General features: G+C 74.2%; 2 protein-coding genes. One reads left to right on the forward strand and one right to left on the reverse strand.

Annotated features, from left to right (window positions below; genetic code table 11):
• Positions 1–427 (forward strand): tyrosine-type recombinase/integrase (locus AB0G02_RS41285; protein WP_360806338.1); only part of this gene is annotated, 427 nt, incomplete at its 5' end.
• A 448-nt stretch (positions 428–875) separates the two neighbouring features.
• On the opposite strand, the gene AB0G02_RS41290 is transcribed toward AB0G02_RS41285, so the two are convergent.
• Positions 876–1,190 (reverse strand): histidine phosphatase family protein (locus AB0G02_RS41290; protein WP_360806341.1); only part of this gene is annotated, 315 nt, incomplete at its 5' end.

The following is a 1,190-nucleotide window of genomic DNA, read 5'->3' on the forward strand; positions in this document are numbered from 1 at the left end:
CAGCCCGCCGCTGCCCAGCGCGACCGCCGCCAGGCCGACGCCCACCCCGACGAACCCGTCGCGGGCGTTGGTGGAGGGCGAGGGCGAGCCGGCGGCGACGCACCGCTGCCACGGCTACCTGCCGGCTGAGGTGCGCGGTCCGCTGTTCCCGTCGGTGAGCAGGCACGGGCGGCTGGGCACGCGGTCGATGTCGGACCGGGCGGTGTCGGACGTGGTGAAGCGGTACGCGGCGCGGGCCGGGTTGGACCCGGCGCTGTTCGGCGGGCACTCGCTGCGGGCCGGGTTCGCCACGCAGGCAGCGCTGGGCGGCGCGAGCGACCGGGAGATCATGCGGCAAGGCCGCTGGACCAACCCGCGCACGGTGCACCGTTACATCCGCACGGCGAACCCGTTGGAGGACAACGCGGTGACGCGGCTGGGCCTGTGACCCGCCCCGGACTGTGACCGACGGCGCACCGTGGGTTGTTAACTTCTCACACGTCCGGTCCGTCCGGCCGGAACCGAACGGTCCAACCGGCTAGCGCGCGGGGCCGCTTGCCGGTGTGTTTCGGCTGTGTTTCCACCCGGGCTGATCTGCGGTTTTGGACGCTTTCGCGATTCCGGTGCGCGGGCTGACCTGCGGTGGGCCGACGGTGTCGCGCCGATTCCCACAGCACGGGAGGAGAGCTGAACCGCGCGGTAACGGCAATACGATCGTCCCACGCGGCCGCCCGCCCCGGCCAAGCGCACCGTGGCCCCCGGACTACCCTGCACTGTCCGGGGGCCACGCGCTGCTGGTGCCGCACTCCCAGGGCCGCGTGATCAGGGTCCGGCCCGCCGGGTCAGGCGCCGGTGGTGCCGCCCACGACGGCGTCGGAGGACGGCGTCTCCTCGGTCTACTCCGGTGGTGGCACGACGCCGGACAGGTCGCCGCCGTTGTCGTTGACGCGCAGCACGAACGGCCGGGTCGGGGTGTAGGCGACGACCGACACCGAGGCGGGGTCGACGACGATGCGCTGGAACCCGTCGAGGTGGACGCCGAGGGCGTCGGCCAGGACGGCTTTGATCACGTCGCCGTGGCTGCACGCCAGCCACACGGCGCGGGGTCCGTGCTCGGCGTCGGGCAACGCGCTGCCGACCGACCTCCAGCGCACGCCCGACCCCTCCCCCGCGCCGGTGGTGCTCAGGCCCGGCACCGCGGCGGCGGCGAA

The sequence above is a fragment of the Actinosynnema sp. NPDC023658 genome (genome assembly GCF_040639995.1).
In the GTDB taxonomy this organism is placed as follows: Bacteria; Actinomycetota; Actinomycetes; order Mycobacteriales; family Pseudonocardiaceae; genus Actinosynnema.